The following is a 25504-nucleotide window of genomic DNA, read 5'->3' on the forward strand; positions in this document are numbered from 1 at the left end:
CATGGCCTATTTCGAACACGAAGGTTGCAACCTGCACTACGAGGAATACGGCCACGGTACGCCGTTGCTGCTGGTTCATGGGCTGGGTTCCAGCACCCTGGACTGGGAAATGCAGATCCCGGCGCTGGCCGCCCATTATCGGGTGATCGTGCCGGATGTACGCGGCCATGGCCGTTCGGACAAACCCCGCGAGCGCTACAGCATCGCCGGTTTCAGCGCCGACCTGATCGCCCTGATCGAACATTTGAACCTGGGCCCGGTGCATTACGTCGGGCTTTCGATGGGCGGAATGATCGGTTTTCAACTGGCCGTGGATCAGCCGCAAATGCTCAAGAGCCTGTGCATTGTAAACAGCGGACCCGAAGTCAAACTGCGCAGCCGCGATGATTACTGGCAGTGGTTCAAGCGCTGGAGCCTGATGCGCGTGCTCAGCCTGCACACGGTCGGCAAAGCACTGGCTGGCAAGCTATTCCCCAAACCCGAGCAGGCGGATTTGCGGCAAAAGATGACCGAGCGCTGGGCAAAAAATGACAAACATGCTTATCTCTCCAGCTTCGATGCGATCGTCGGCTGGGGTGTTCAGGAACGACTTTCCAAGGTGTCCTGTCCAACCCTCATTATCTGCGCAGACCAGGACTACACCCCGGTGTCGCTGAAAGAAACCTATGTAAAACTGCTGCCCGATGCGCGGCTGGTGGTCATCGCCGATTCGCGCCATGCCACCCCGCTGGATCAACCCGAACGCTTCAACCAGACACTGCTCGAGTTCCTCACCGCAGTCGATAAAACCTCAATCAGGATCACTGACCCATGCTGAAAAAAATCGCCTTCGTCGCCGGCTCCGTTCTGTTCGCCGCCAACCTGATGGCCGCCACGCCCGCCAAAGCGCCGCACGTGTTGCTGGAAACCACCAACGGCCAGATCGAAATCGAACTGGATGCAGTCAAGGCACCGATCAGTACCAAGAACTTCCTGGAGTACGTCGATAAAGGCTTTTACAACAACACGATTTTTCACCGTGTGATTCCTGGCTTCATGGTTCAGGGCGGTGGTTTCACCAAGGAGATGCAGCAGAAAGAAACCAAATCTGCGATCAAGAACGAATCGAAAAATGGCCTGCATAACGTCCGTGGCACGCTCTCCATGGCTCGCACCTCGGCGCCGGATTCGGCCACCAGCCAGTTCTTCATCAACGTCAAGGACAACGATTTCCTCGACCAGGGTGATGGCTACGCGGTATTCGGCAAAGTGGTCAAAGGCATGGACGTGGTCGACATCATCGTCAACTCGCCGACCACCACCCGTGGCGGCATGAAAGACGTACCGGCTGATCCTGTGTTCATCAAGTCGGCCAAGCGCATCGACTAAGTTACGCAGGATGTTCTGAGCGGCAGGCGCGTGGCGCCGCCGCTCAATTGTTCAATGGAGAGCCCGTACGCGGGCGGAGAACTGATGCTTTATCGCCGTTTCGAAAAACTGATCGACATCTTCCGCGACGCCCCTACCGCCGCGCCACCCGATCGGGTTTTCCCCTTCTACACCTACTACCTGAAGCAGGTCTGGCCGAGCTTCGCCGTCCTGCTCACCGTCGGCCTGTTCGGTGCATTGATCGAAGTCGCGCTGTTCAGTTACCTGAGCCGCATCATCGACCTGACCCAAGGCACGCCGAACGCTGACTTCTTCAAGGTCCATGGCCTGGAACTGGCGTGGATGGCGGTGGTGGCGTTGATCTTGCGCCCGGTCTTCGTCGGCCTGCATGACTTGCTGGTGCACCAGACTCTGAGCCCCAGCATGACCAGCATGATCCGCTGGCAAAACCACAGTTACGTGCTCAAGCAGAGCCTGAATTTTTTCCAGAACGATTTCGCCGGGCGCATCGCCCAACGCATCATGCAGACCGGCAACTCGTTGCGCGATTCCGCCGTGCAGGCCGTGGATGCGCTGTGGCACGTATTGATCTACGCGATCAGTGCACTGGTGTTGTTTGCTGAAGCCGACTGGCGCCTGATTATCCCGCTGCTGACCTGGATCGCCGCCTACATCGGCGCCCTCTGCTACTTCGTGCCGCGGGTCAAGGAACGTTCGGTGGTGTCCTCGGAAGCGCGCTCCAAATTGATGGGGCGAATCGTCGACGGCTACACCAACATCACCACGCTGAAGCTGTTCGCGCACACCAATTTCGAGCAGCAGTACGCCAAGGAAGCCATCGAAGAGCAGACGGTCAAGGCGCAACTCGCCGGCCGCGTCGTCACCAGCATGGACTTCGTGGTCACCAGCATGAACGGCTTGCTGATCGTCGGCACCACGGGCCTGGCGTTATGGCTGTGGACGCAGTCGCTGATCACCGTCGGTGCCATCGCGCTGGCGACCGGTCTGGTGATTCGCATAGTCAACATGTCCGGCTGGATCATGTGGGTGGTGACCGGCATCTTTGAAAACATCGGCATGGTGCAGGACGGTTTGCAGACCATTTCGCAACCGGTCAGCGTCACCGATCGCGAGCAGGCCAAACCGCTGGCCGTGGCCCGCGGCGAAGTGCGTTTCGAGCAGGTGGATTTCCACTACGGCAAGAAGAGCGGGATCATCGGCGACCTCAATCTGACGATCAAACCCGGTGAAAAAATCGGCTTGATCGGCCCGTCCGGTGCCGGCAAATCGACTTTGGTCAATCTGCTGCTACGCCTCTATGACGTGCAAGGCGGGCAGATCGTCATTGATGGACAGAACATCGCCGAGGTGAGCCAGGAAAGCCTGCGCGAGCGCATCGGCATGATCACTCAGGACACGTCGCTGCTGCATCGCTCGATTCGCGACAATCTCTTGTACGGCAAACCCGACGCCACCGACGCAGAACTCTGGGAGGCGGTGCACAAGGCTCGCGCCGACGAGTTCATCCCGTTGCTGTCGGACGCCGAAGGTCGCACCGGTTTTGACGCGCACGTGGGTGAGCGCGGAGTGAAACTTTCCGGCGGTCAGCGCCAGCGCATCGCCATTGCGCGAGTGCTGCTCAAGGATGCGCCGATCCTGATCATGGACGAAGCCACCTCGGCGCTGGACTCGGAAGTGGAAGCCGCGATTCAGGAAAGTCTGGAGACCCTGATGCAGGGCAAAACCGTGATCGCAATTGCCCACCGTCTTTCAACCATCGCCCGCATGGACCGCCTTGTGGTTCTGGAAAAAGGCCGCATCGCCGAATCCGGCACCCACGCCGAGCTGCTGGCGCATGGCGGATTGTATGCGCGGTTGTGGCAGCACCAGACAGGCGGGTTTGTGGGTATTGATTGACTGCACAGCAGCGTGAACATCGATTGCACGTCGATTACTCGCTAGAATTTTGCAAAAAGCCTGCTGTACTGAGCCAAGGTTCTGGATATGAGCTTGTAGTAAGTCTGCAGGATGCATTATTCGCTACGGTCGGGACAGGGAAGCCTGTCAAGGACGCTCTCATGTCGCTGTTCAAACGTTCAGTTACTGAGTTGTTAGGTACGTTCTGGTTGGTGTTGGGAGGTTGCGGCAGTGCGGTGCTGGCCGCGTCCTCTCCGTTGGGTATCGGTGTGTTAGGCGTATCTTTGGCATTCGGTCTTACAGTGCTGACGATGGCATTTGCCATTGGGCACATTTCCGGTTGCCATCTCAACCCGGCTGTCTCGGTCGGTTTGTCCGTCGGGGGGCGCTTCCCGGCAAGGGAGTTGCCCGCTTACATCATTGCCCAGATCATTGGCGGCATCGTTGCTGCTGCATTGATCTACTTCATCGCCAGCGGCAAGGAAGGCTTTGATCTCTCCGCAGGTCTCGCGTCCAATGGTTATGGTGAACACTCGCCAGGCAAGTATTCGCTGGCAACAGGCTTCGTCTGTGAGCTGGTGATGACCGCGATGTTTGTGCTGATCATCCTTGGCGCCACCGACAAGCGAGCCCCCGCGGGTCTGGCACCCATTGCCATCGGTTTGGCTTTGACGCTGATCCACCTGATCTCGATTCCGATCACCAACACTTCGGTCAACCCGGCACGCAGCACGGGCCCGGCCGTCATCGTCGGGGGCTGGGCCATTGCACAGCTGTGGATGTTCTGGGTCGCGCCGCTCATCGGAGCGGTAATCGGTGGCGTCACGTATCGATGGCTGGGCAAAGAAGGCACCTGATACGAAGACGCGGCTCAGCCTTGCCGATAGGGCAAGGCCGTCCGCGCCTCTTCGGCGTACGCCAGCACCCCGATCCGCTCCTCCTGCAGGAAATCCTTTACCGCCCCTTTCAGTCCGGGATGGCGCAGGTAATGCCAGGAATGGGTGATCACCGGCTCGAATCCGCGAATCAATTTGTGCTCGCCTTGCGCTCCGGCATCGAAGCGCTGAAAACCGTTGGCGATGGCGTAATCCATTCCCTGATAAAAACACGTCTCGAAATGCAAGCGATCGAATTCGGCCAGGCAACCCCAATACCGGCCATAAAAATTGTCGCCACCCACCAGACTGAAGGCCATGGCCACCGGGCGTGAGCCTTGTTTGGCCAACACAACGCGAATCGCTTCGGGCATGCGCTCGGCCAACAGGCTGAAAAATTCTCGCGTCAGGTACGGCCGTTGCCGACGTATCGCGTAAGTATTGGCGTAACAGGCGTAAACGAAATCCCACTGCGCCTGATCCAGCTGCCGGCCTTCGAGCCATTCGAACTCAATCCCCTGCCCCGCCACTTGCTCACGTTCTTTACGCATTTGTTTGCGCTTGCGCGAGCTGAGCACGTCGAGGAAATCCTGAAAGTCCCGGTAACCGCGATTGTGCCAATGGTATTGACAGCCGATGCGCTGCAACCAACCCGATTGCTCGGCGAGTGCGGCGTCGGTGAACGGGTCGGTGAAATTGATGTGGGCGCTGGAGAGCTCTTCGATTTCCAGGTACCCCGGGATGCTCTTCAGCAGCTCGAACCCGTCCTCAACCGTAGCCGCCAGCAGGCGCGGCCCGCTGACCGGGCTGAACGGCACTGCCGCCAGCAATTTGGGGTAGTAGTCAATGCCGGCACGTTCGCAGGCGTCGGCCCAGGCGTGGTCGAACACGTACTCGCCATAGGAATGCCATTTGCGGTAGCTGGGCAACGCCGCAATCAGGCGCCCGCCTTCCATGTGCAGCAGATGTTCAGGCTGCCAGCCGGAGTGCGGACCCACGCTGCCACTGTCTTCCAGCGAACTCAAAAAAGCATGCCGCAGGAACGGCTGAGCCTCTGGCACCAGGGCGTCCCATGTGTGCGCGCCGATATCGGACATGTTTTCCAGACGTTGCAATGGCATCGATACCTTCCGTTTCATCATATGGCAGCCCGGCGAGTATCGCCTATCAGCGCTGTTTAGACACCTCCCTTCCGGCGACAGAGCCCCTGGGCAAAAGTTCACCGACGCGCAACATCGTCATCGAGACGCCATCAGTTTGCCACCGCTTTGTCATAAACCATCGCGATACTGACGCCAGTTTTTAGAGCGTCGGGTTCTAACCCGGCCACTGTTTTCCGTCCGACAACGGTCGGTTGTGCCTTGGATGATTCCTCATCCTCTTCATCTTCGGAGATTGATATGCGTCTTGCTTCCACGAAAACTGCGGCGGTCCTGTGTGGCGGTCTGCTCCTGGCCCTTAGCGTTCCGGCCAGCGCCGCAGTCGACGCCAAACTGCTCGACATGCTCCGGGCGAACGGCTCGATCAGCGCCGCTCAGCACAGCGAACTGCAAGCCGAGCTCGCTCGCGATCAGAAAGAGCAGCAGATTGCCCGCCAGGCTCAGCAAGAGACCAACGAGCAAATAGCCGCCACTGCGAAGAAGACCAATGAACTGAGCAACTTCGACCAGAAACTGGCGTGGGCCGCCAAGACCCAGTTCAAGGGTGACGTGCGCTTCCGTCAGGAGACGGTCAAGAACGATGGCGTGTCGAACAACCGCGACCAGGATCGTCAACGCGTTCGTGCCCGTCTGGGTGCTTACACCGAGATCAATCCGCAAGTCGACACCGGCATCCGTATTGCCACCGGTAACAACGACGACGCGCGTTCCACCAACCAGAGCCTGGACAACTACTTCGACAAGAAGACCATCTGGCTCGACCAGGGTTACGTCGACTACCACCCGGATGCGATCAAAAACCTGCACATCGTTGGCGGCAAGATGCCTCAGCAATGGGTGAGCATGGGCGACATCATCTGGGACACAGACATCAGCCCGGAAGGCCTGGCGGTCACCTATAAATATCCACTGGGCGGCAGCACCGAGCTGTTCGGCAGCGCCGGTCACTACACCCTCAAGGACAACGTCGACGGCGACGGCGTGCAGTTCAAGCACGACCTGCGTCTGTACGCAGGCCAGTTGGGCGCTCGCTTCGCGATCACTGACAGCCTGAAGCTGACCGTGGGCGGCAGCGTTTACGGCTACGACAACGACGACGACATCACCGCTGGTGGCACCACCATCCCTGCCGCACTGGCAATCAACGGCAACAGCCCGAACGAAGAATTCAAATTGTACGAAGGCTTCGGCCAGCTCGACATCGGCGGTCTGCCAATGCCTCTGTCGTTGTACGGTCAGGTGGTCAATAACGACGATGCCAGCAACGATCAGGACATGGGCTGGCTGGCCGGTGTGAAGTCCAAGATCTACGGCTTCGGTCTGGACTACAACTATCGCGACGTGCAGCGTAACGCTGTGGTCGGCGCGTTCACCGACTCTGACTTCGCCAACGGTTTCACCGGTTCGCGTGGCAGCAAGTTCAAAGTCAGCTACGAGCTGGACAAGAACTTCTCGCTGGGCGCGACTTACCTGATGGCAAAATCCGACTACACCAACGCCACGCTGCGGGACTCGAAAATCAACACCCTGCAACTGGATGCTGAAGCCAAGTTCTGATTTAGCGGTAATACAGCCTGGGTAAGGATGCCTGGGCTGCTTTCACAAACTCGCGCTGGTGTGACGGTCCTTGATCTGACCGATGCAGCAGCGCGAGTTTTTTTGTGCTTGTAAAACCCCTGCGGTGAGATTCTGTGGCAGGGGATTTATCTGTGGCAGGGGATGATCTGTGACAGGGGATGATCTGTGGCGAGGGGGCTTGCCCCCGTTGGAGCGCGGAGCGGTCCCAATACTGGTAAACAGGAAGTTACAGATGTTTTGAATGGCATATTCTGGGACTGCTTCGCAGTCCAACGGGGGCAAGCCCCCTCGCCACAGGCAAGCCCCCTCGCCACAGAGACATCTGTGGCAATGAAGCGCCCATTAAATCAACGCTTACGCAGAATCACGCTACCAATCGAATAACCGGCGCCGAACGAGCTGAGCACTGCCAGCGAACCGGCGGCCAGGTCATCCTGGTTTTTGTGAAACGCGATCACCGAACCCGCAGAACTGGTGTTGGCGTAGGTGTCGAGAATCACCGGCGCTTCTTCTTCGGTGGCTTCGCGCCCCAACAGCTTCTTCACGATCAGGTGGTTCATGCTCAGGTTAGCCTGGTGCAGCCAGAAGCGTTTCACGTCGCCGACGTTCAGCTGATTCTCTTCCAGGTGCGCAGCGATCAGCTCGGCAACCATCGGGCAGACTTCCTTGAACACCTTGCGACCTTCCTGCACGAACAGTTTGTCCTTCGAGCCGATGCCCTCTTCCGCCGCGCGGTTGAGGAAGCCGAAGTTGTTGCGGATGTTGTTGGAGAACTTGGTCAGCAATTTGGTGCTGACCACGTCGAACTGGTAAGCGGACGTCGCCAGGTCGGCGCGTTCGATGATCACTGCGGTGGCAGCGTCGCCGAAGATGAAGTGGCTGTCGCGGTCACGAAAGTTCAGGTGGCCGGTGCAGACTTCCGGGTTGACCATGAGCACTGCCCGGGCCTGGCCAAGTTGCACGCTGTTGGCCGCAGCCTGAATGCCGAAGGTCGCCGAGGAGCAGGCGACGTTCATGTCGAAACCGAAACCTTCGATGCCCAGCGCTTCCTGGACTTCGATGGCGATGGCCGGGTAGGCGCGTTGCAGATTGGAGCAGGCGACGATCACGCCATCGATATCAGCGGCGGTCTTGCCGGCACGCTGCAAGGCTTGCTCGGCGGCGCCGATGGCCATCTGGCAGAGCACCGACCATTCGTCATTGGAGCGCTCCGGCAGACGCGGCGCCATGCGCTGCGGATCCAGAATGCCGTCCTTGTCCATGACGAAGCGGCTTTTGATGCCGGAGGCTTTTTCGATAAACGCCGCGCTGGACTCGGTCAATGCTTCCACTTCGCCACGCGCGATGGCGTCAGCATTGTCGGCATTGAACAGCGCGACATAGGCGTTGAAAGACTGCACCAGCTCTTCATTGGAGATGCTATTGGCCGGGGTGTAGAGGCCGGTGCCGCTGATGACGACGTTATGCATGGTCGTTTCTCTAATCTGTTCAGGCAGAAAGCGCTGGCACCGACGTACCAACACACAAATGGGCTGCTCCCGTGGCGGAAGCACGCAAGGCATCGCTTATTCCGATCCGTCCGAACCGCCGAAGGCTCAAAACAGCGGGACCGGCGTTTATAGGCGCGAAGTTTGCCATAAACGTTGGGTTTTCGCCCTATTTGCTGGCTGAATCCCATCAACAGGCGAAACAAAAACCTGTGGGAGCGAGCCTGCTCGCGATGGCGCCCTGACATGCAACACAGATGTTGAATGTGATGGCCCCATCGCGAGCAGGCTCACTCCCACAGGTTTTGCGCAAGCCTCGGGCCTACGGCTCTACCTGACTCCACTGCTTGCTCAACCGCTTATCCGAGATCGGCACCTTGGTTCCCAACTGCTGGGCAAACAGCGATACCCGGTATTCTTCCAGCCACCAGCGATACAACTCAAGCTGCGGATCGCGTTTGCCTTCCTGCGCATGTTTGCTCGCGCGAGCCTGGTATTGCGCCCACAGACCGGACAATTCGCCGCTCCAGACCCGGTCCTTCTGCACCTGCGCGCCGAGTTTTTCGAAACGCTGCTCGATGGCTTTGAGATAACGCGGCAGCTCCTTGAGCCACTGCATTGGCGTTTCCCGGACAAAACCCGGGTACACCAAATGGCTCAGCTGCTGCTTGATGTCGTTCAGAGCAACGGCTTGCGCCAGGTCGATCTTGCCCTTGAAGCGTTTTTGCAGGCCGTGCCACAGCTTGAGAATCTCCAGCGTCAGCTTCGCCAGCCGCTCGGCGTGCTCCGTCCAGCCGCCGCGCTTGCGTTCGGCCAGCGCCGCCAAACCGGCGCCGTCACGCGGCAGCGGGTCTTCGCCCTCAAGGATGCAGCTGTCGAGGCTGGCCAGCAAAATGTCTTCCACCAGGCTGTCGATGCGGCCCAACTCGCGGTACATCAGGCCCAGTTCCGTCAGACCCGGCAGCTTGCCACGGAGGAATTTTGCCGGTTCCGCCAATTGCTGCATGAGCAAACGTTGCAAGGCGCGACGGTGCTGGAACTCGGCTTCGGCCGGAGTAGAAAAACGCCCTTCCTTGACCGTGCCTGCTTCTTCCACCAGCGCCGGATACACCGTCATCGACAGCCCGGCGATCTTCTGCTGGGTTTTTTCCGCCACCGCCGCGAAGACTTTCGCCTCCACCGGCTGCTGACTTTTCGCGGTTTGCGGCACTGCCAGCGCAGCTTGACTGGCCTCGGCGAAACGCGCGGTCAACTCGGCCAGATCGCGACCTTCACCGAGAAACTTGCCCTGGCCGTCGACGATTTCCAGGTTCATCCGCAAATGGCTGTCCACCTGTTGCGCTGCTTCGGCCCAGGCTTCATCGCTGACCCGTGCACCGGTCATGCGCAGCAGTTCACGGCCCAACGCTTGCGGCAGCGAACCCTCGGCGAATGTCATGCGCTGCAACGCGGCTTTGACGAAATCCGGCACCGGCACAAAGTTTTTGCGCAGTGCCTTCGGCAGGTTGCGCACCAGTGCAATGCACTTGGCTTCGATGACGCCGGGCACCAGCCAGTCCAGACGTTCCGGCGGCAGCATCGGCAGCAATGGCGCCGGCACGCGCAGAGTCACGCCGTCACGCGGGTGGTTCGGTTCGAAATGGTAACTGAGCGCCAGTTCCAGATCACCGATGTGCAAGGTGTCCGGATAATGCTGCGCGGTGACTTCACTGGCCTCGCGGGCCAGCACGTCTTCTTCGCGCATGATCAGCAGTTGCGGATCTTTCTGGCTGTTGACCCGATACCAGCTGTCGAACGTCGCGGTCTGGTGAATCTCCGCCGGCAGGCGCGCGTCGTAAAACGCGAACAGGGTTTCTTCGTCCGCCAGAATGTCACGGCGACGGGCCTTGGCTTCCAGTTCGTCGAGCTGTTCGAGCAACTGTTTGTTGGCCGTCAGGCATTTGGCCCTGGACTGAATTTCACCGCGCACCAGGCCTTCGCGAATGAAAAACTCGCGCGACACCACCGGGTCGATCGGGCCGTAATGCACCGGCCGCCGACCGACCACGATCAGCCCGAACAGAGTGATTTGCTCGAACGCGACGACCTGGCCGCGCTTCTTCTCCCAATGCGGTTCAAAGTGGTTTTTCTTGATCAGGTGCCCGGCCAGTGGCTCGATCCAGTCGGCATCGATCTTGGCAACCATGCGCGCATAGAGCTTGGTGGTTTCCACCAGTTCCGCAGTCATCAGCCATTGCGGGCGCTTTTTGCCCAGGCCCGATGACGGATGAATCCAGAAGCGCCGCTGCCGAGCACCGAGGTAATCGCCATCCTCGGTTTTCTGCCCGATCTGGCTGAGCAATCCGGACAGCACGGCTTTGTGCAGTTTCGGGTAATCCGCCGGTTCTTTATTCAGGCTCAACTGCATGTCGCGGCAGATCAGGCTCAGTTGACGGTGCGAGTCGCGCCATTCGCGCAGCCGCAGGTAATTGAGGAAATTCTTGCGGCACCAATTACGCAGCGGGCTCGCGGTCAGCGCCTGGCGCTGCTCTTCGAAACCGCGCCACAAATTGACCAGCCCGGCGAAGTCCGAATCGATGTCTTTCCATTGTGCGTGCGCCTGATCCGCCGCTTGCTGACGCTCCGGCGGACGCTCGCGCGGGTCCTGAATCGACATGGCACTGGCGACGATCAGCACTTCCTGCAGGCTGCCGAGCTTGGCCGCCTCCAGCAGCATGCGACCCATGCGCGGGTCGACCGGCAGCCGCGCCAACTGACGACCGAGCGGGGTCAGTTGGCTGTTGCGGTCCACTGCCGACAGCTCTTGCAGCAGGTTAAATCCGTCGCTGATCGCTTTGCCGTCCGGCGGCTCGATGAACGGGAAATCAGTAATCTCGCCGAGACGCAAATGCAGCATTTGCAGGATCACCGCAGCGAGGTTGGTGCGCAGAATTTCCGGATCGGTAAATTCCGGGCGCCCGAGGAAATCTTCTTCACTGAACAGGCGCACGCAAATGCCCGGTTCAACCCGGCCGCAGCGACCTTTACGCTGATTGGCGCTGGCCTGGGAAATGGCTTCGATCGGCAGACGCTGGACCTTGGCGCGGTAGCTGTAACGGCTGATGCGCGCGGTGCCGCTGTCGATCACGTAGCGAATGCCGGGCACGGTCAGCGAGGTTTCCGCGACGTTGGTCGCCAACACGACACGACGGCCCGGGTGCGACTGGAAAATTCGCTGCTGTTCGGCCGGCGACAAACGCGCGTACAGCGGCAGAATTTCGGTGTGTTTGAGCTGGGCCTTGCGCAGCATGTCAGCGGCGTCGCGAATTTCGCGCTCGCCGGGCAGGAACACCAGCACGTCGCCGGGGCTCTTGCGCTCGCTGCGTTCGAACGCGGCGATTTCGTCGAGGGTGGCAAGGATAGCCTGATCCACGGTCAGGTCATCCTCGACGCGGTTGCCCTCTTCGTCCTGCTCCAGCGTCAACGGGCGGTACCAGGTTTCCACCGGGAAAGTGCGGCCGGAGACTTCGACAATCGGCGCATCGTCGAAATGCCTGGAAAAGCGCTCCAGGTCGATGGTGGCCGAGGTGATGATGACTTTCAGGTCCGGGCGACGCGGCAGCAGGGTTTTCAGGTAACCGAGCAGGAAGTCGATGTTGAGGCTGCGTTCGTGGGCTTCGTCGACGATGATCGTGTCGTAGCGTTCGAGGTAGCGATCATTCTGGGTTTCCGCGAGCAGAATGCCGTCGGTCATCAGTTTGATCAGGGTGTTGGAATCGCTCTGATCCTCGAACCGCACCTGATAACCGACCAGCGCGCCCAGCGGCGTGCCAAGTTCTTCGGCGACCCGGCTGGCGACACTGCGCGCTGCAATTCGACGCGGCTGGGTGTGGCCGATCAGGCCATGCTGGCCGCGACCGATTTCCAGGCAGATCTTCGGCAACTGAGTCGTTTTACCCGAACCGGTTTCGCCGGCGATGATCAGCACCTGATGCTTGAGCAGCGCCGCTTTGATCTCGTCGCGCTTGGCGGCGATCGGCAGGCTGTCGTCATAACGCACCACCGGCAGGCTGGCCCGCCGCGCCAACACCTGATCACAGGATGCCTGCATGCGCGCGACCCACTGGGCCAGCCTGGCCTCATCGGGTTTCTTGCGCAGCTCAAGCAACTGCCGCCGCAGCCGGTGGCGGTCGGCGAGCATGGCGTGATCGAGGTTTTTCAGCAGTGTGTCGATGGAGGGCGATTCGTCGGTCATCGGGTACGCAATTCAGTCGTCTAGTGGCGCAGAGGTGCGATTGTCGCAGATTTTACGACCGCTGCGCGGCCGAATCGCGAGCAGGCTCGCTCCCACACTTGACTGCGACGCCGCCAGTTTACCGGCTCTCTGTAGATCCACTGTGGGAGAGAGCCTGCTCGCGATTCGGCCGCGCAGCGGACGCAAATTCCTACTCGGTATCCCGGCCCTTGCGCCGATACGGGAATACGTCGATCACCTTCCCCTCTCGGATCGCCGCCTGCAGGCTTTTCCAGTAATCGGCGTTGTACAACTCGCCATGCAACTGATCAAACAACTTGCGCTGCCCCGAGTCGGCAAACAAAAACGGCGGAAACTCCTCAGGGAACACATCCAGCGGCCCGATCGAATACCACGGCTCCGACGCCATCTCATCCTCCGGCGTGCGCGGCTGCGGGATGTGGCGGAAGTTGGCTTCGGTCAGGAAACAGATTTCGTCGTAGTCGTAAAACACCACGCGGCCGTGACGGGTTACGCCGAAATTCTTCAGCAGCATGTCGCCGGGAAAAATATTCGCCGCGGCCAGCTGCTTGATCGCCAGTCCATAATCCTCCAGCGCCTCGCGCACCTGCGCTTCGTTGGCGTTTTCCAGATAAAGGTTGAGCGGTGTCATCCGCCGCTCGGTCCAGCAGTGGCGGATCAACACCGTGTCGCCTTCAACCGACACCGTGGACGCGGCGACTTCCAGCAACTCCTCCAGACACGCCGGTTGGAACTTGCTCAGCGGAAATCGAAAATCGGCGAACTCCTGGGTATCGGCCATGCGCCCCACCCGATCAACGCTTTTCACCAACCGGTACTTCTCGATCACCGTGGCGCGGTCGACGTTTTTCGACGGAGAGAAACGGTCCTTGATGATTTTGAACACGGTGTTGAAACCCGGCAGGGTGAACACGCTCATGACCATGCCGCGCACGCCGGGGGCCATGATGAACTGGTCGTCGGTATTGGCCAGATGATTGATCAGCGCGCGATAAAACTCCGATTTACCGTGCTTGTAGAAACCGATCGAGGTGTACAGCTCGGCAATGTGCTTGCCCGGCAGGATGCGCCGCAGGAAACCGATGAACTCTGCCGGCACCGGCACGTCGACCATGAAATAGGAGCGCGTGAACGAGAAAATGATCGACACGTCCGCTTCATCGGTGATCAGCGCATCGATCTGAATCCCGCGCCCTTCACGGTGCAGCAGCGGTATTACCAGCGGCCACTGTTCGTCCCGGGTGTAAATCCGCCCGACCAGGTACGCGCCTTTGTTGCGGTAGAGCACCGAGGAAAACAGTTCGACGCTCAGCTCAGGGTCTTTGCAGACCCAGTCCGGCAGGTTCTCGCGCAGTTGCGTTTCGAGGCGGCTGAGGTCGCCTGGCAAGTCGGCGTAGTCCTCGCTGAAACGGTAGTCGGCAAAAATGCTTGCCAGCATCACCGACAATTGACCCTGAGGCTTGTAGGTTCGGGTTTGCGCAGCGCGGGCCCGGCGCAGGCTCGGCCGGGTGGTGTGGATGAACATGCAGCCGTCGCTGATCAGGTCGTGGCTGAACAGCACGCAGAAGATCGAGTTGTACCAGGTCTCGGACAACTCATCGTCGAAGCGCAGATCGATCAGGCTGATATAGGCGCTTTTGACCAATGGCCAGCAACTGACGTCCATCAACGTGTCGGTTTCAAAAGCTTCGCGCAGCCGTCCAACGGTCTCGCCGACTTTTTCTTCGTACAGGCTTATGCGCGCTGCCGAGGCCGTTTGCGCCTCCTGCCATTGCGCTTGCTCGAACCGCGCCCGGGCGCCGTCGGTGATCTGCCGGAAATGCTCGCGGTAATCGTCAAAGCCATCGAGGATCCTGCGGGCGATGTCGGTGGCTGGCCATTGCTGCGGCATGGTGAGACCTCTGCGGGAATTCTTGAGCCCTGAGCTTAGCCAGTGAACCGGGTGCAGGAGAAGGGGAATTTTTGCGGCGCGTTACAGGCGCGGTCCTGGGAAGTTGAATGCTCGTTTTTCGGTTGCGATAGAAGACACACTCAGCAACACTCTCGTCCCCATCAAGGAAGGAGTGCACTGTGAGCCCTGTCGATATTGTCCGATTACTGTCGCTGGCAGCGATCTGGGGCGCGAGCTTCCTGTTCATGCGCATCATCGCGCCGGTCATCGGCACAGTGCCAACCGCGTTTTTCCGCGTGTCGATTGCGGCGGCCGGCTTGCTGGTGATCCTCGGCCTGATGCGCATCAGTTGGGATTTCAAAGGCAAACTCAAGACCGTGATGTTGCTGGGGGTGATCAACTCCGGCATCCCGGCGACCCTGTACTCCGTGGCAGCGCAAGTGCTGCCCGCCGGTTACTCGGCGATTTTCAATGCGACGACGCCGCTGATGGGCGTGTTGATCGGCGGCCTGTTCTTCCATGAAAAACTCACTGCAGCCAAACTTGGCGGGGTGAGTCTGGGACTGTTCGGGGTGGGCATCCTGACGCGCGCCGGGCCGGTGGCGTTCGACATGGAACTGCTGATGGGCGCCCTCGCCTGCCTGCTCGCGACCACTTGCTACGGTTTTGCCGGTTTTCTTGCGCGGCGCTGGCTGGATCAGGCCGGTGGTCTGGACAGTCGACTTTCGGCGGTGGGCAGCATGCTCGGAGCAACGCTGTTCCTGTTGCCGCTGTTCGGCTACAGCGTGATCACTCAGCCGCCAGCGAGCTGGGGCGGCTGGAGTGTCTGGCTGTCGCTGCTGGGGTTGGGGCTGATGTGTACCGCGCTGGCGTACATCATTTATTTCCGTCTGCTCAGTTCGATCGGGCCGGTGAAGTCAATGACCACGACTTTCCTGATTCCGCCGTTCGGCGTGTTGTGGGGCGCGCTGCTGCTGGATGAGCCGTTATCGATGGCGCATATCTATGGCGGGGTGTTGATCGGGGCGGCGTTGTGGCTGGTGTTGAAGCCTGCGGTGGTGAAGCCGGTTGGGGTGGCCGGTTAATCATGCGGTGAGGCTCTAGACGCCATCGCTGGCAAGCCAGCTCCCACAGGGGATCGGAAGTGCTCACAAAATCCTGATACACCTGAAACACTGTAGGAGCTGGCTTGCCAGCGATGGCGTCAGCCCAGTCACAACAAGGCCGAAGCACTCACCTCCCCGTCCACCAACCGCCGAATCCCCAGCGGATTGGCATTCTGCAAAGCCTGCGGCAGCAACCCATCCGGATAATTCTGGAAGCACACCGGCCGCAGGAATCGATCGATCGCCAGCGTCCCCACTGACGTCCCGCGCGCATCCGACGTCGCCGGATAGGGCCCGCGGCATCGGTGAAATCCTCTGCACTATCGAGGAAGGCCTGGTGTTTCGCGGCGAGCATGCGCGCATCACGCCGATGGTGATTTTGAACCGGCCGCCACCAAGATGCTGCATGAAGCCGAGGACCTGCTCGGCGTTGAACTCTTCGAGCGTCTGCCCCGTGGCATGCGCCCTACCCCGTTCGGGGAAACCGTCACGTACTACGCCCGCATGGTCTTCGCCGAACTCAGTGGCATGCGCGAAGAGCTGGTGGCGCTCGAATCCGGCAACCTTGGCCGGGTCGCGGTCGGCGCCATCCCGGCCCTCGCCTCGGGCTTGTTGACGCGCACCATCGCCACCCTGAAGCAAAGTCATCCACGCCTGTCGATGAGCATCCAGGTCGACACCAGCGACGTGCTGGTGCAAGCCTTACTGCAAGATCAGCTGGACATTGTGCTGGGACGAATTCCTGCTGGTGCTCGGGCCGAAGAACTGCTGTTCGACAGCCTCGGCGAAGAAGCCTTGTGCGTGATCGCCGGTGCGCAAAATCCGCTGACTAAGGAAACACACCTGAGCTGGGCAGAGTTGCAGAACATGACCTGGGTGCTGCAACAACACCCAAGCCCAATGCGCGCGATCATCAATCAGGTGTTCCACAATGCGCGGGTCGACATCCCTAGCAGCATCGTCGAAACCACTTCGATCATGACCTTGCTGTCGTTGGTGCAGCAGACCGACATGCTGGGCGTCACGCCGGTGTCGGTGGTCGAGGATTATCCCGGGCGCGAGTTGCTCGCGGTGTTGCCGATCAAATTCGAAGCGCGTCTGCCACCGTTCGGCCTGATCACCCGGCGCCATCGCATTCAGTCGTCGGCGATGCAGGCGTTCATGAATTCGGTGCGCGCGGAGCATGCGTTGAGCAAATGAGGGTTCAACACTCGCGTTCCCATCAAGGAAGGCGTGCACCGTGAGTCCTGTCGATGTTATCCGGATCAACTTTTCATAAACTTGGGAACCGTCCTACATACACCCCAAACCAGCATGGCGTAGTGTCCTCCGGCATCTAAACGGCGAGACATGGATCGTCAGTTTGCACAGGGGGTGCTATGGCGGTTGAAAACCTGTTTCCGAATTATCTGGGATGTAATGGGCGAGACGGCAACCGGCTACATGCCGAGGCGACTCAGGCAGCGCAGGCGGCTTGGAACAGAACACTGGCGGCGAACGAAAGAAACGAGCGAGAAGCCGACGCACGTAGGAGTGCGATCAAGAAGCGAGATGAAGTGGCCCCACACGGATGCGTCTTCGCCAAGAGTTGCACGCTGCCAGACGGGGCCATTAACTACACCAGCCCCAGCGCAGCTATTCCCACCGATGCGATTAGCCGATATGGCGAGTTTGCCTTGCTGGGTGGGTTTGAAACCGATGCACAAGGAAACATTCCTCTCAAGAAAATCAGTGGCACCCTACCTGCCTCTTTGGGAACACTTTTATTAGGCGGCGCTGCTACTGCCACCGCTGGCGGTGTGTCTTGTAGCGGTTTGTATACGGCCGGTGCTGTGGCGTCCGGTGCTATCACGGGTGTTGCTGCTGGTGCATTGGCGGGAGTGGTTGCATTGCTGTGGCCATCCAGTTTGGGCGACAGCAGCCTATACACAGAAGAACAGCTCCAGTCGCTCAAAGTAGGACGCACACGTGTCCGACTAACCGTTGAGCAGCAGGCCGATGGCACCTTAAAGGGCTACGGGTACAACACCCAGAAGCGGCGTGATTGGGAAATGATCCCCGTAGTGCAGTTCGCTGCCCGAGGCTCCCAGCAAGTGGCTGACTTTGGTGACGGCGTAACCTTGATATGGACACCCGCCACCGACCCGTCCAGCACCCCAGGGATTCCAGCATTAGAAGGCGCACCACAGGCGCCACAGATCTGGATTTATCCGCCCACCGAACAGGCTGATAACATCATCGTCAGCCCGATTTAACCAGACGCTTACAAAGATTTCATTCTGGTGTTCCCGGCTGGGTCTGGTGTGCAGCCGTTGTACATCGTGATGAATGTTCGCCTTGATCCCGGCACCGTGACGGGGCAAGGAAAAGACGTGACCGGCATCTGGTTAGCTGGGGCGAGTTCTGGACTCGGTGCCCCGATACCAACAAGAATTGCCAGCCAACTCAGCGGCAAAGGCTTTAGCAGCTTCGATTCTTTCAGGGGTGCGTTCTGGAGGGCAGTAAGCAACGATCCTGAGCTATTTAGCCAGCTGAGTGAGGACGATCAGGCGCGTGCTCTAAATGGGAACGCCCCTACTGTTGGATTCAGGGACTCGGTGGGGAAACGCGTCACCTATGAAATACACCACGTCGAACTAATTAAAGACGGCGGCGCGGTATATGACGTGGATAACTTGAGGGTTAACACCCCACGAAATCACATTGATCTTCACAGAAGGAAATAGACACAACATGGACAATATTTCTGATTTTACCGAAGCCGCATTCATTGCCTTCATCAAGAACATACGTATCGTTAACAAAGGCGGTACGGACGAAGAGCTTGGCGAGTTACTTGAGAAATTCAGTCGGCTTGCAGGCCATCCTGATGGCTACGACCTAATTTTCCATCCGGAACCCGGTGCGGACAACTCCGCCGAGGGCGTTACTAAAACAGTAAAAGACTGGCGTGCTGACCAAGGCCTGCCGGGATTCAAAGACTAAATGGATCGTGAGAAAACATATGGAACTTCGCCCTGATTTGATGCCCCCGCTGCTGGATGAATCCTTAGTCGCTCGGCTGACGATATTGTCTGAGCAAATTGATTGCGGACATCCCGAACAAACTCGGGAGCAGTTGGCCGCGTTCAATCGAGAGGCCATGACCCAGCTTGAGTACATCGACTTTCAAGGTATTTATGGAGGCCAGGACCACGACACTTGGGTTCGCAAGGTCTTAGCAACACCGTATGAACGGCGCGTGGCAGATGTAACCAAGCATGAGCTGATAGAGCTCGCTCGAAGGGTGATGGAGTGCGATGGGTCCGAGCATGACATCGATTTTTGGTTAAACATGCTGGCAATCAACATACCCAATGAACGCGTATCCGATTTGATTTTCTGGCCAGACGAATACTTCGGTGATGCGGATTACTCGCAGAGATTATCGCCAGAGCAGGTAATAGAAATTGCGTTGAATGATAGAGATGTGTTGCTTTAACAAGTCAACGTGCGTGCCGGACGGCGCTAGAATCCAGACATAAAAAACCGCTCAATTCGAGCGGTTTTTTTGTGCAAAATCGTTACCCAAACAACCAATACCCCAACAACGTAAGCACCACCACTGCGAGCACCGGCCGCATCACGCGGTACGCCTTGGAATGGCGACGTTTCCACTGCTTGACCGCGCCGCTGAAGGTGTCACTGAAGCGTTTACTCCACGCGTAAACCTGATTGATTCTGCCAACCCGCTCTTCTTCGACATTTTGCGGCGCGGTGGCGCGGCCGAGGAAGGTGCTGATCGAGCGGTTGATGCGGGTCATGACACGAGTGTTCAGCGGCCGTTCCACATCGCAAAACAGGATCACCCGGGTTGTCCCGGTTTCGTTCTTGACCCAGTGCACGTAAGTCTCGTCGAACATCACATCTTCGCCATCGCGCCAGGCGTATTCCTGGCCATCGACAAAGATGCGGCAGTTTTCCGAGTTCGGCGTGGACAGGCCCAGGTGATAACGCAGTGAACCGGCGAACGGATCACGATGCGGATTGAGATGGCTGCCGCCCGGGAGCAAGGCGAACATGGCGCCCTTGACGTTGGGGATGCTGCTGACCAATGCCACGGTTTTCGGGCAGAGCGCCTCGGCCGACGGCAGCGGTTTGTCATACCACTTGAGATAAAAACGCTTCCAGCCTTTTTTGAAGAATGAGCCGAACCCGGCGTCATTGTTGTTCTCGGCGGCGCGAATGTAGCCCTCGTCGAACAGGTGCATGGCCTCGTCGCGGATCACTTCCCAGTTGTCCTTGAGCAGATCAAGTTCGGGGAATTTGCTGCGGTCTAGATAGGGATCAGAGGGCACACGGGAGAACAGATACATCAAGGCGTTGTAGGGGGCAAACAGCGCTGAATGGTTAACAAACTGACGCAGGACCGGTAAGCGCGCCTTGCCACGCAAATGCACATACAGCGTGCTGCCCAGAAACAGCAGCAACACGGACGCCTTCGCGGCAAGGGAAACGTTCATCAACAACTCCTTGATCAATTACAACTTTACTCAACGCCATTTACCCGACGCGGCAGCCGGCCATGATAGACATTCAAGGCCGGCGGAATAACCTGCTCTTTTCATATTCTGTATTGATGAAAGCGCAATAAAGCTCTTGATAACACAGGCTGGCTGAACGGGGGCTGACGTGAAATCAATCCCCCATCGAATACCGTCTGTTCGCGGTTACTGTTGGTTCTCCTGCTCGGTGAACAGATCGCTGAAGAGCATGCTCGACAGGTAGCGCTCACCCGAGTCGGGCAGGATCACTACGATTGTCTTGCCCTGCATTTCCGGCGTTTCCGCCAATCGAACGGCTACTGCCATCGCAGCGCCGCAAGAGATGCCGCACAGAATTCCTTCTTCCTGCATCAAGCGCAGGGCCATCGCCTTCGACTCCTCATCAGTGACCAGCTCAACCCGGTCAACCATCGACAGATCGAGGTTTTTCGGCACAAACCCGGCGCCGATGCCCTGGACCTTGTGCGGTGCGATGGGCTTGATTTCCTCACCCGCCCGCGCCTGGGTGATAACGGGGGAAGACACCGGCTCAACCGCGACCGACAGAATCGGCTTGCCCTGCGTATTCTTGATGTACCGCGACACACCGGTGATGGTTCCGCCGGTTCCCACGCCCGCCACCAATACATCGACGGCACCGTCGGTATCGTTCCAGATTTCAGGGCCGGTGGTTTTCTCGTGGATCGCCGGGTTTGCAGGGTTATCGAACTGGCCCGGCATGAAGTAGCTGGACGGGTCGCTCGCGACGATTTCGGCGGCCTTTTCGATGGCGCCCTTCATGCCCTTGGCCGGCTCGGTCAGCACCAGTTCGGCGCCCAAGGCCTTAAGCACCTTGCGCCGTTCGATGCTCATGGACGCTGGCATGGTCAGCATCAATTTGTAACCGCGCGCGGCTGCGACGAACGCCAGGCCGATGCCGGTGTTGCCCGAGGTCGGCTCGACGATGGTCATGCCAGGCTTGAGTTTGCCGGTACTTTCGGCGTCCCAGATCATGTTGGCGCCGATCCGGCACTTGACCGAATAACCGGGGTTACGCCCCTCGATCTTGGCCAGAATGGTCACACCGCGCGGGGCGATACGGTTGATCTGGACCAGCGGCGTGTTGCCGATGGAGTGGGCATTGTCAGCAAAGATACGGCTCATGGCTGGGTCCTTGTACAGCGTTGGAGAAGCCCATAACGGTATGCCTGTTGCCCGTGGGCGTCCAGTCAGTCGAACGTCCGGCCGACAGCGCAGTCAATGCTTTTACACCGCTGGAGAATTGCAATTATGAAACGTAGATACAGTTGGCCCCTGTGGGTCCTCGCCGGCCTCGTCGTGCTGCTGATCGCACTGCATATCGCGTTACCTTATCTGGTTCGGGATTACCTGAACGACAAGCTGGCCGACATGGGCGATTACCGTGGCCAGGTGACGGACGTCGATCTGGCCCTGTGGCGCGGCGCTTACAGGATCAACGGTCTGAAGATCGTCAAAGTCGACGGCAAGGTGCCGGTGCCCTTCGTCAATGCGCCAGTGATCGAACTGGCCGTGAGCTGGCACTCGCTCTGGTATGACCATGCTGTGGTGGCCGAAGTAGAGTTCTTTAACCCTGAAGTGAACTTCGTCGACGGCGGCGCCAACAAGCAGAACTCCCAGACGGGTCAAGGCACAGACTGGCGTGAACAATTGGCCAAGCTGGCGCCGATCACCCTGAACGAGGTGCGCATCAACGACGGCAAGGTCAGCTTCCGCAATTTCAATTCCAAGCCCCCGGTGAACATGAACGCGACGCAGATCAACGCGAGCATTTTCAACCTGACCAACGTCGTCGACACCGAAGGCAAGCGCGATGCCCGCTTCGAAGGCAAGGCCTTGCTGTTGGGACATGCGCCGCTGGAAGCCACGGCAACATTCGACCCGTTGAGCGACTTTGAAGACTTCGATTTCCGCTTGCGTGCCAGAGGCATTGAGCTCAAGCGCATGAACGACTTTGCTTCTGCCTATGGCAAATTCGACTTTAATGCCGGCCACGGTGATGTGGTCATTGAAGCCGAAGCCAACAATGCCCAACTGAAGGGCTATATCAAACCGCTGTTGCGTGATGTAGACGTCTTCAACTGGCAGCAGGATGTCGAAAACAAGAATAAAGGCTTGTTCCGCTCTGTCTGGGAAGCGTTGGTCGGTGGCACCGAAACCGTGCTCAAAAACCAACAGAAAAACCAGTTCGCCACTCGCGTTGAACTGAGCGGCAATGTGCACCAGCAAGACGTCAACGCGTTTGAGGCGTTTTTGCAGATTCTGCGTAATGGTTTTGTGCAGGCATTCAATGCCCGTTATGAGCGGCCGAAACCGGATGCCGGTTAACGTTTGCGGGTGACGGTGTAGCGGCCGGTGTCCTCGGCCGCTTTTGCCGGCTGAGCTTGCTGCTGCAACCAGTCCCAACCCAGGCAAGCCAGCGCCAATGAACGAGGTACGGCTTCCCGACCGCTGCTGTAACGCGTGATACTCCGAGCGCTGACGCCCAATGCCTCTGCCGCCTGGTTCAGCGGCAACCCGGTTCTCGCGCGCCAGTCAATGAAGATCCGGGTGTTGTCATCTGCAGCGTTTTGCGCGAGCGCGTCCAGGTAAAGGGTGTCGGCGCCGATCTGAATATCCTGCTGAGGCCATTCGACGCTCCAGCCGTCATCACCCAAAATCGCCGCCTCGAAGACATGTTCGTCCAGCAACGGTCGTAATCCGGAATAAGCTTCCAGATCCCGCCTCAGATCGAGCATTAGCTTTTGACCGTCGATAAACGTCAGGGCCAGACGATAGTCCGGCAATGCCTCTACCGCAGACAACCGCGGTCTCTTCATGGGTAGCATCGTTTCCAGTCCTCGAGCAATTGCGCCTGATGGTCTCTGACCCATGCCAGCGCTTCCTTGATGATCAACGGCGGCGCCTTGCCAATAATGACCTGCACCGTTTCCAGGCTAAGCATTACATCCACGCCTCCCCCGGTCAGATGAACATGGGGCGGCGGGTGGCCTTTCTCGCGCAATTGAATGCGGTAGGTATCGCGAAATCTGTATTGGTAGACATGCCGTGCAAGCTATCGCCAAAATGGCGATATCTCAATACTGGCAATGGCTCGAGATCAAGTCAAGATGTGACGCGCCATTCAGAGACTGAATAGGCCGTCTGCGTTCACAGTCGACGGGGCGGCGCGTTATAGTCGGGTACTCCATTTTATTGCGCCCCGCCCTGCCTCGCTCAGGTCGGCATCACCGTTCGAGGATTAGCAGATGAAGTTCGAAGGCACCCAGGCCTACGTCGCCACCGATGACCTGAAGCTTGCGGTCAACGCCGCCATCACCCTGGAGCGTCCGTTGCTGGTCAAGGGTGAGCCGGGAACGGGCAAGACCATGCTCGCCGAACAACTGGCCGAGTCCTTTGGCGCGAAGCTGATCACCTGGCACATCAAATCCACCACCAAGGCGCATCAGGGCCTGTACGAGTACGACGCCGTCAGCCGCCTGCGCGATTCGCAGCTCGGCACGGAGAAGGTCCACGATGTTCGCAACTACCTGAAAAAGGGCAAACTCTGGGAGGCCTTCGAATCGGAAGAACGGGTGATTCTGCTGATCGATGAAATTGACAAGGCCGACATCGAGTTCCCCAACGACCTGCTGCAAGAACTCGACAAGATGGAGTTCTACGTTTACGAGATCGACGAGACGATCAAGGCGAAAAAACGCCCGATCATCATCATTACCTCGAACAACGAAAAGGAATTGCCGGACGCTTTCCTGCGCCGTTGTTTCTTCCACTACATCGCGTTCCCGGATCGCACCACGTTGCAGAAGATTGTCGACGTGCACTACCCGGACATCAAGAAGGACCTGGTCAGCGAAGCGCTCGACGTGTTCTTCGACGTGCGCAAAGTACCGGGCCTTAAGAAGAAGCCATCGACGTCGGAACTGGTGGACTGGCTGAAGTTGCTGATGGCCGACAACATTGGCGAAGCGGTGCTGCGTGAACGCGATCCGACCAAAGCGATTCCGCCGTTGGCCGGTGCGTTGGTGAAGAACGAACAGGACGTGCAATTGCTTGAGCGTCTGGCATTCATGAGCCGTCGCGGCACTCGCTGATCATTTGAGAAGATAGCCATGCTGCTCAACCTGTTCAATGAAATGCGCGCAGCCAAGGTGCCCGTCTCGGTGCGCGAGCTACTGGACCTGATCAACGCGCTGAAACAGCGCGTGACCTTTGCCGACATGGACGAGTTTTATTACTTGTCGCGAGCGATTCTGGTGAAGGACGAAAAGCATTTCGACAAGTTCGATCGGGCGTTCGGGGCCTATTTCAACGGTCTGGAAAAACTCGACGATCACCTTCAAGCATTGATTCCTGAAGACTGGCTGCGCAAGGAATTCGAGCGTTCACTGACCGATGAAGAGCGTGCGGCGATTCAGTCTCTTGGCGGACTGGACAAGTTGATCGAAGAATTCAAAAAGCGTCTTGAAGAACAGAAAGAACGCCATGCTGGCGGCAACAAATGGATCGGCACCGGTGGCACCAGCCCGTTCGGTTCCGGCGGTTTCAACCCGGAAGGCATCCGGGTCGGCGATGCCGGCAAACGCCAGGGCAAAGCGGTCAAGGTCTGGGATCAGCGCGAGTACAAGAACCTCGACGACTCGGTGGAACTCGGCACGCGCAACATCAAGGTGGCCTTGCGTCGTCTGCGCAAATTCGCTCGCCAAGGCGCGGCGGAAGAGCTCGACATCGATGGCACCATCGATCACACCGCCAAAGATGCCGGCCTGCTCAACATCCAGATGCGACCCGAGCGCCGCAACACGGTCAAGTTGTTGCTGTTGTTCGACATCGGTGGCTCGATGGACGCGCATGTGAAGATCTGCGAGGAGTTGTTCTCGGCGTGCAAGACCGAGTTCAAGCATCTTGAGTATTTCTACTTCCACAACTTCGTTTATGAGTCGGTGTGGAAGAACAACATGCGTCGCACGTCGGAACGCACTTCTACCCAGGATTTGCTGCACAAGTACGGCGCTGATTACAAAGTGATTTTCATCGGCGACGCGGCGATGGCGCCTTATGAAATCACCCAGGCGGGTGGCAGTGTCGAGCACTGGAACGAAGAAGCCGGCTATATGTGGATGCAGCGGTTCAAGGAGAAATACAAGAAGCTCATCTGGATCAATCCGTACCCGAAAGATACGTGGGGCTATACAGCGTCAACCAACATTGTGCGGGATTTGATTGATGATCAGATGTATCCGTTGACGTTGCGAGGGTTGGAGGAAGGGATGCGGTTTCTTTCCAAATAGAGATTTTCCTTGTC

General features: G+C 58.5%; 18 protein-coding genes and 5 pseudogenes. 14 read left to right on the forward strand and 9 right to left on the reverse strand.

The features are described from left to right. The first annotated feature begins 1 nt into the window (after position 1). The 4 genes and pseudogenes from ACYZTS_RS25855 to aqpZ all read left to right on the forward strand — a co-directional run bounded on the left by ACYZTS_RS25855 (position 2) and on the right by aqpZ (position 4142). Positions 2 to 807 (forward strand): annotated as a pseudogene (locus ACYZTS_RS25855) (alpha/beta fold hydrolase). Positions 808 to 810: 3 nt separating this feature from the next. Further along, on the forward strand, positions 811 to 1368 hold the full coding sequence (locus tag ACYZTS_RS25860) for a peptidylprolyl isomerase (RefSeq protein ID WP_461993032.1): 558 nt from the start codon (positions 811 to 813) through the stop codon (positions 1366 to 1368). An 84-nt stretch (positions 1369 to 1452) separates the two neighbouring features. After that, positions 1453 to 3285 (forward strand): ABC transporter ATP-binding protein, encoded by a 1833-nt coding sequence (locus ACYZTS_RS25865; protein ID WP_461993034.1) that lies wholly within the window; start codon positions 1453 to 1455, stop codon positions 3283 to 3285. Between the two features lie 161 nt (positions 3286 to 3446). Beyond that, complete coding sequence (gene aqpZ / locus ACYZTS_RS25870) at positions 3447 to 4142, forward strand: aquaporin Z (protein ID WP_028621590.1); 696 nt, start codon at positions 3447 to 3449, stop codon at positions 4140 to 4142. A 14-nt stretch (positions 4143 to 4156) separates the two neighbouring features. Here the strand turns inward: aqpZ and ACYZTS_RS25875 are convergent, their stop codons facing one another. Continuing rightward, complete coding sequence (locus ACYZTS_RS25875; RefSeq protein ID WP_461993036.1) at positions 4157 to 5281, reverse strand: GNAT family N-acetyltransferase; 1125 nt, start codon at positions 5279 to 5281, stop codon at positions 4157 to 4159. Positions 5282 to 5560: 279 nt separating this feature from the next. Between ACYZTS_RS25875 and ACYZTS_RS25880 the strand changes: the two genes are divergently transcribed. After that, positions 5561 to 6877: a putative porin gene (locus ACYZTS_RS25880; RefSeq protein ID WP_028621588.1), complete on the forward strand. Its 1317-nt coding sequence runs from the start codon at positions 5561 to 5563 to the stop codon at positions 6875 to 6877. Between the two features lie 368 nt (positions 6878 to 7245). Here the strand turns inward: ACYZTS_RS25880 and ACYZTS_RS25885 are convergent, their stop codons facing one another. The 3 genes from ACYZTS_RS25885 to aceK form a co-directional block, all read right to left on the reverse strand. Continuing rightward, the gene (locus ACYZTS_RS25885; protein ID WP_028624404.1) at positions 7246 to 8367 is read right to left on the reverse strand and encodes a beta-ketoacyl-ACP synthase III; all 1122 of its coding nucleotides are present in this window, start codon (positions 8365 to 8367) and stop codon (positions 7246 to 7248) included. A gap of 340 nt (positions 8368 to 8707) precedes the next feature. After that, entirely contained in the window at positions 8708 to 12619 is a 3912-nt protein-coding gene (gene hrpA, locus ACYZTS_RS25890) for an ATP-dependent RNA helicase HrpA (RefSeq protein ID WP_461993039.1), read from the reverse strand. A 190-nt stretch (positions 12620 to 12809) separates the two neighbouring features. Beyond that, positions 12810 to 14531: a bifunctional isocitrate dehydrogenase kinase/phosphatase gene (gene aceK, locus ACYZTS_RS25895; protein ID WP_461993041.1), complete on the reverse strand. Its 1722-nt coding sequence runs from the start codon at positions 14529 to 14531 to the stop codon at positions 12810 to 12812. Between the two features lie 179 nt (positions 14532 to 14710). On the opposite strand from aceK, the gene ACYZTS_RS25900 reads away from it, so the two are divergent. Then, positions 14711 to 15616 carry a DMT family transporter gene (locus ACYZTS_RS25900; protein WP_461993043.1) on the forward strand — a complete coding sequence of 302 codons (906 nt, stop codon included), beginning with the start codon at positions 14711 to 14713 and terminating at the stop codon, positions 15614 to 15616. A 128-nt stretch (positions 15617 to 15744) separates the two neighbouring features. Here ACYZTS_RS25900 and ACYZTS_RS25905 read toward each other — a convergent pair. After that, a pseudogene (locus tag ACYZTS_RS25905) lies at positions 15745 to 15933 on the reverse strand (aldehyde dehydrogenase (NADP(+))); the annotation flags it as partial. A gap of 2 nt (positions 15934 to 15935) precedes the next feature. Here ACYZTS_RS25905 and ACYZTS_RS25910 point away from each other — a divergent pair. From ACYZTS_RS25910 to ACYZTS_RS25930, 5 genes and pseudogenes are all read left to right on the forward strand, one after another. Next, a pseudogene (locus ACYZTS_RS25910) lies at positions 15936 to 16019 on the forward strand (hypothetical protein); the annotation flags it as partial. Further along, positions 16010 to 16837: pseudogene (locus ACYZTS_RS25915) on the forward strand (LysR family transcriptional regulator); the annotation flags it as partial. The pseudogenes ACYZTS_RS25910 and ACYZTS_RS25915, both read left to right, overlap by 10 nt. 179 nt (positions 16838 to 17016) lie before the next feature. Next, positions 17017 to 18363 (forward strand): annotated as a pseudogene (locus tag ACYZTS_RS25920) (S-type pyocin domain-containing protein). A 7-nt stretch (positions 18364 to 18370) separates the two neighbouring features. Beyond that, positions 18371 to 18622: a bacteriocin immunity protein gene (locus tag ACYZTS_RS25925; RefSeq protein ID WP_028620822.1), complete on the forward strand. Its 252-nt coding sequence runs from the start codon at positions 18371 to 18373 to the stop codon at positions 18620 to 18622. A 19-nt stretch (positions 18623 to 18641) separates the two neighbouring features. Further along, positions 18642 to 19118 (forward strand): hypothetical protein, encoded by a 477-nt coding sequence (locus ACYZTS_RS25930; RefSeq protein WP_461993045.1) that lies wholly within the window; start codon positions 18642 to 18644, stop codon positions 19116 to 19118. An 82-nt stretch (positions 19119 to 19200) separates the two neighbouring features. Here the strand turns inward: ACYZTS_RS25930 and ACYZTS_RS25935 are convergent, their stop codons facing one another. Beyond that, positions 19201 to 20139, reverse strand: coding sequence for an aspartyl/asparaginyl beta-hydroxylase domain-containing protein (locus tag ACYZTS_RS25935; RefSeq protein WP_461993047.1), 939 nt, complete (start codon positions 20137 to 20139; stop codon positions 19201 to 19203). Positions 20140 to 20346: 207 nt separating this feature from the next. Next, positions 20347 to 21324 (reverse strand): cysteine synthase A, encoded by a 978-nt coding sequence (cysK, locus tag ACYZTS_RS25940; protein ID WP_028620819.1) that lies wholly within the window; start codon positions 21322 to 21324, stop codon positions 20347 to 20349. 126 nt (positions 21325 to 21450) lie between these two features. On the opposite strand from cysK, the gene ACYZTS_RS25945 reads away from it, so the two are divergent. Next, positions 21451 to 22527: a DUF748 domain-containing protein gene (locus ACYZTS_RS25945; protein ID WP_461993049.1), complete on the forward strand. Its 1077-nt coding sequence runs from the start codon at positions 21451 to 21453 to the stop codon at positions 22525 to 22527. Here the strand turns inward: ACYZTS_RS25945 and ACYZTS_RS25950 are convergent. Together ACYZTS_RS25950 and ACYZTS_RS25955 are read right to left on the reverse strand one after the other, a co-directional pair. Further along, positions 22524 to 23027 (reverse strand): DUF2442 domain-containing protein, encoded by a 504-nt coding sequence (locus tag ACYZTS_RS25950; RefSeq protein WP_461993051.1) that lies wholly within the window; start codon positions 23025 to 23027, stop codon positions 22524 to 22526. The genes ACYZTS_RS25945 and ACYZTS_RS25950 overlap by 4 nt on opposite strands. Beyond that, positions 23015 to 23209, reverse strand: a complete 195-nt coding sequence (locus ACYZTS_RS25955) for a DUF4160 domain-containing protein (RefSeq protein ID WP_461996551.1) — start codon at positions 23207 to 23209, stop codon at positions 23015 to 23017. Before ACYZTS_RS25955 ends, ACYZTS_RS25950 begins: the two co-directional genes overlap by 13 nt. 238 nt (positions 23210 to 23447) lie before the next feature. On the opposite strand from ACYZTS_RS25955, the gene ACYZTS_RS25960 reads away from it, so the two are divergent. Then, on the forward strand, positions 23448 to 24293 hold the full coding sequence (locus ACYZTS_RS25960) for an AAA family ATPase (RefSeq protein ID WP_028620815.1): 846 nt from the start codon (positions 23448 to 23450) through the stop codon (positions 24291 to 24293). Between the two features lie 18 nt (positions 24294 to 24311). Continuing rightward, on the forward strand, positions 24312 to 25490 hold the full coding sequence (locus ACYZTS_RS25965) for a vWA domain-containing protein (RefSeq protein ID WP_028620814.1): 1179 nt from the start codon (positions 24312 to 24314) through the stop codon (positions 25488 to 25490). The last annotated feature ends 14 nt before the right edge of the window (positions 25491 to 25504 follow it).

The organism is Pseudomonas sp. TMB3-21 (genome assembly GCF_054898145.1).

Excerpts from the sequence above, each read along its gene's own strand:
- ACYZTS_RS25945 (WP_461993049.1), top strand. The coding sequence starts at position 21,451 with ATGAAACGTAGATACAGTTGGCCCCTGTGGGTCCTCGCCGGCCTCGTC.
- ACYZTS_RS25885 (WP_028624404.1), bottom strand. The coding sequence starts at position 8,367 with ATGCATAACGTCGTCATCAGCGGCACCGGCCTCTACACCCCGGCCAAT.
- ACYZTS_RS25960 (WP_028620815.1), top strand. The coding sequence starts at position 23,448 with ATGAAGTTCGAAGGCACCCAGGCCTACGTCGCCACCGATGACCTGAAG.
- ACYZTS_RS25880 (WP_028621588.1), top strand. The coding sequence starts at position 5,561 with ATGCGTCTTGCTTCCACGAAAACTGCGGCGGTCCTGTGTGGCGGTCTG.
- ACYZTS_RS25875 (WP_461993036.1), bottom strand. The coding sequence starts at position 5,281 with ATGCCATTGCAACGTCTGGAAAACATGTCCGATATCGGCGCGCACACA.
- ACYZTS_RS25965 (WP_028620814.1), top strand. The coding sequence starts at position 24,312 with ATGCTGCTCAACCTGTTCAATGAAATGCGCGCAGCCAAGGTGCCCGTC.
- hrpA (WP_461993039.1), bottom strand. The coding sequence starts at position 12,619 with ATGACCGACGAATCGCCCTCCATCGACACACTGCTGAAAAACCTCGAT.
- ACYZTS_RS25950 (WP_461993051.1), bottom strand. The coding sequence starts at position 23,027 with ATGCTACCCATGAAGAGACCGCGGTTGTCTGCGGTAGAGGCATTGCCG.
- ACYZTS_RS25935 (WP_461993047.1), bottom strand. The coding sequence starts at position 20,139 with ATGAACGTTTCCCTTGCCGCGAAGGCGTCCGTGTTGCTGCTGTTTCTG.
- aceK (WP_461993041.1), bottom strand. The coding sequence starts at position 14,531 with ATGCCGCAGCAATGGCCAGCCACCGACATCGCCCGCAGGATCCTCGAT.
- ACYZTS_RS25930 (WP_461993045.1), top strand. The coding sequence starts at position 18,642 with ATGGAACTTCGCCCTGATTTGATGCCCCCGCTGCTGGATGAATCCTTA.
- ACYZTS_RS25925 (WP_028620822.1), top strand. The coding sequence starts at position 18,371 with ATGGACAATATTTCTGATTTTACCGAAGCCGCATTCATTGCCTTCATC.
- cysK (WP_028620819.1), bottom strand. The coding sequence starts at position 21,324 with ATGAGCCGTATCTTTGCTGACAATGCCCACTCCATCGGCAACACGCCG.
- ACYZTS_RS25865 (WP_461993034.1), top strand. The coding sequence starts at position 1,453 with ATGCTTTATCGCCGTTTCGAAAAACTGATCGACATCTTCCGCGACGCC.
- aqpZ (WP_028621590.1), top strand. The coding sequence starts at position 3,447 with ATGTCGCTGTTCAAACGTTCAGTTACTGAGTTGTTAGGTACGTTCTGG.
- ACYZTS_RS25860 (WP_461993032.1), top strand. The coding sequence starts at position 811 with ATGCTGAAAAAAATCGCCTTCGTCGCCGGCTCCGTTCTGTTCGCCGCC.